This is a genomic window from Flavonifractor sp. An112 (genome assembly GCF_904377885.1).
GTDB lineage: Bacteria > Bacillota > Clostridia > Oscillospirales > Oscillospiraceae > Flavonifractor > Flavonifractor avicola.
The window spans coordinates 1-3,517 of the sequence record NZ_CAJFGT010000113.1 but is presented as its reverse complement, the minus strand read 5'-3'; the positions used below and the strand labels follow the sequence as shown (position 1 = coordinate 3,517).

The following is a 3,517-nucleotide window of genomic DNA, read 5'->3' as shown; positions in this document are numbered from 1 at the left end:
CCGCGGGGCCTGCCCCGTGGGGAAAGTTTGAGGGGGTGACGGTATGACAGGCGATCTGATCCCGGCCAAGGTACTCTCTACCCGCACCATTGCCAACGTCAGCGAGACTTTGGCCAAAAAGCTGGGCCTGCCCAAACAGTACCGCTCTATCGGCCTCATCACCGCCGACAGCGACGACATGACCTACTGCGCCCTGGACGAGGCCACCAAGGCGGCGGCGGTGGAGGTGGTGTACGGCAAGTCCCTCTATGCCGGTGCGGCCAATGCCTCCACCGCCCTGGCCGGCGAGGTCATCGGCATCCTGGCCGGGCCCAACCCGGCGGAGGTTCAGTCCGGCCTGCGGGCCTGCGTGGACTTCATGAACAGCGGGGCGGGGTTCCGCTCCGCCAATCAGGATGACTCCGTCATCTACTTTGCCCACACCGTCTCCCGCACCGGCACCTACCTGTCCAAGGTGGCCGGGGTGCGGGAGGGGGAGGCCCTGGCCTACCTCATCGCCCCGCCTCTGGAGGCTATGGTGGGACTGGACGAGGCCATGAAGGCCTCCGATGTGGAGCTGGTGGCCCTCTTTGAGCCCCCCAGCGAGACCAACTTCGGCGGCGGCCTGCTCACCGGCACCCAGAGTGCCTGCGACGCGGCGGCAGCCGCCTTTGCCGAGGCGGTAAAGGCGGTGGCGGACCATCCCAAGGAGGTGTGATCCTATGGAATTTGATAAAGATCTGAGATCGGTTCAGGAGGTCCGGGACCTGCTGGCCCAGGCGAAAAAGGCCCAGAAGGCCCTGTCCGTCATGACCCAGCAGCAGCTGGACGCCATCACGGCGGCCATCTCCCAAGCTGGTGCCCAGCACGCCCGGCGGCTGGCCGACATGGCGGTGGAGGAGACCGGCTTTGGCCGGAAGGAGGACAAGGAGATCAAAAACCGCTTTGCGGCGGAGACCTTGTACCAGGCCATCCGGGACCAAAAGACCCACGGCATCCTGGCTGAGGACCGGGAGCACCGGACGGTGGACATCGGCGTGCCGGTAGGTGTGGTGGCCGGACTGGTGCCCTCCACCAATCCCACCTCCACGGTGATCTACAAGGCCATGATCTGCATGAAGGCGGGCAACCCCATTGTGTTCTCCCCCCATCCCGGGGCGGCCAACTGTATTTCTGAGACGGTGAATGTGATCCGCCGGGCGGCGGAGGAGGCGGGGGCCCCGGCGGGGGCCATCTCCTGCATCACCACCCCCACCATCGAGGCCACCAACGCCCTCATGCGCCACGACACCACCCGGCTTATCCTGGCCACCGGCGGCGCGGCCATGGTGAAGGCGGCCTACTCCTCCGGCACCCCTGCCATCGGCGTGGGGGCGGGCAACGGCCCGGCCTATATCCACCACACCGCCAACGTGGAGCAGGCAGTAAAACGGATTCTGGACTCCAAGACCTTCGACAACGGCACCATCTGCGCCAGCGAGCAGAGTGTCATTATGGAGGCGCGGATGGAACCGGCGGTAAAGGCCGCCCTCCGGGCCCAGGGGGCCTACCTGCTGGATGAGGAGGAGACAAAGCAGCTCTCCCGCTTCATCCTGCGGCCCAACGGCACCATGAACCCGGCCATCGTGGGCAAGAGCGTGTCCACCGTGGCCCAGCTGGCGGGCCTGAACCGGGTGCCCCCTTCCGCCCGGGTGCTGGTGGCCCGGGAGAACGGGGTGGGCAAGGGCCACCCCTATTCCAGCGAAAAGCTGGGCCTCATTCTGGGTTGCTTTGTGGAGAGCGACGAGGAGGCGGTGCTCAACCGCTGCATCGAGATCCTGGAGTGGGAGGGAGCGGGCCACACCTTCTCCATCCACACCGAGGATGAGAGCGTAGCCAAGCGGTTCGCTGCCGCCGTTCCCGCCAGCCGTGTGCTGGTGAATACCCCCTCCGCCCTGGGGGGCATCGGGGCCACCACCTGCCTGTTCCCCGCCCTCACCCTGGGCTGCGGCGCGGTGGGCGGGTCGTCCAGCTCCAACAACATCGGGCCCCTGGATCTCATCAACATCAAGCGGGTGGCCTGGGGTGTGAAGGAACTGGAGGAGCTGCGGGGGAGCAGCCCGGCCCTTTCCTCCTGCACCGTGGACGAGACCCTGCTCAACCGCCTGGTGGAGCAGATCATGGGGAGGCTGAGGTAAGATGAGCGAAGTCAACGCCGACGGCGTGCTGCTGAACCCCCATGAGGCCATCTTACAGGAGGCCCAGAACCTGACCAACTCCCTGATGGCCGAGCGCCCCCAGGATCTGGAGGAGGACATGGAGCACGATGTCCAGGCTGCCAACGGGGAGGAGGCCGGCGAGGCGGGGGGAGCGCCCCATCTGCCGGTGGCCGATACGCCCCGGCAGGCCCCCAAAAAGAAGGCCCAGCCGGGCCGGGGCAGAAGAAGCAAACCGGCTCCCGCCCAACCGGCGGAGCCTATGAAACAGACAACTGACAGGAGGAAACAGAACATGGCAAATACAAACGCGCTGGGTATGGTGGAGACCAAGGGACTGGTGGGGGCCATTGAGGCCGCCGACGCCATGGTGAAGGCCGCCAATGTGCAGCTGGTGGGCAAGGAGCAGGTGGGCGGCGGTCTGGTGACCGTCATGGTCCGGGGCGACGTGGGTGCGGTCAACGCCGCCACCGACGCGGGCGCTGCCGCCGCCGAAAAGGTGGGGGAGCTGATCTCCGTCCACGTCATTCCCCGCCCCCACGCCGAGGTGGACCACATCCTGCCTCACGGCGGCGAGGGCATGAGCGAATAAATGGAGCTGCTCACCCGTGAGGACGTGCGACGGATGTCGGACAACGGCACCCGGGGGCCGGTGGTGGTCAACCGCGACCAGAAGCTGACCCCCGGCGCCCGGGACTGGCTGGCCGCCCACAAGATCCAGGCAGTCTTTCCCCAAGGCCGGGATGATCCGGCTGCGCCCGTCTCTGCCAAGTACCGCACCCTCTTCGGGGCCACCTTGAACGAAAAGCCGGAGCACATGACCCATCTCAAGGGCAATATTCTGGTGCGTAAGGACCACCCCCGCATCGCCTTCCGGGGCATGATCGACGCCCTGGAGGGGGAGATTATGCTGGCCCAGCAGGCGTCCCATGAGTACCCGGCTCTGGTGAAGGAGCTGGAGGAGGCCCTGGCCCTGGTGCGGCGGCTCATCCGGTGCGACGTGCTGGACGAGCCGGTGGGGGAGCTGCGCCTGTGCGGCTACGATGCCGGGCAGCTGCGGGAATACTCCCACTACCCGGACAAGTATCTGGGCCAGCCCCACTTTCTGCCCGCCTACACCGACGGGCCGGCCCTGCTGGCGGTGAACAAGGTGCGCACCCTGGTGCGGCAGACCGAGCTTTCGGCCTACGCCGCCTTCAAGGATGTAGAGGGCAATGTGACCCGGGGGGACATCATCCTGGCCCTGAACCGGCTGTCCTCCCTCATGTGGATCATCATGATCAAGCTAAAGGCGGGACAATATGAACACGCTTAATACCATCAATATCGAAGCTCTGGCGGAG

Annotated in this window: 4 protein-coding genes; all 4 read left to right on the top strand. The window is 66.2% G+C overall.

The genetic code is table 11. The features are described 5' to 3' along the window. Positions 1 to 43 precede the first annotated feature (43 nt). Positions 44 to 697, top strand: coding sequence for an ethanolamine utilization microcompartment protein EutL (eutL, locus tag IHN22_RS12345; RefSeq protein ID WP_087188663.1), 654 nt, complete (start codon positions 44 to 46; stop codon positions 695 to 697). A gap of 4 nt (positions 698 to 701) precedes the next feature. Further along, entirely contained in the window at positions 702 to 2,156 is a 1,455-nt protein-coding gene (locus tag IHN22_RS12340) for an acetaldehyde dehydrogenase (acetylating) (RefSeq protein WP_191435663.1), read from the top strand. A 313-nt stretch (positions 2,157 to 2,469) separates the two neighbouring features. Further along, entirely contained in the window at positions 2,470 to 2,766 is a 297-nt protein-coding gene (locus tag IHN22_RS12335; protein WP_087188677.1) for a BMC domain-containing protein, read from the top strand. Beyond that, entirely contained in the window at positions 2,767 to 3,489 is a 723-nt protein-coding gene (locus IHN22_RS12330) for an ATP-binding protein (RefSeq protein ID WP_191435662.1), read from the top strand. Positions 3,490 to 3,517 lie beyond the last annotated feature (28 nt).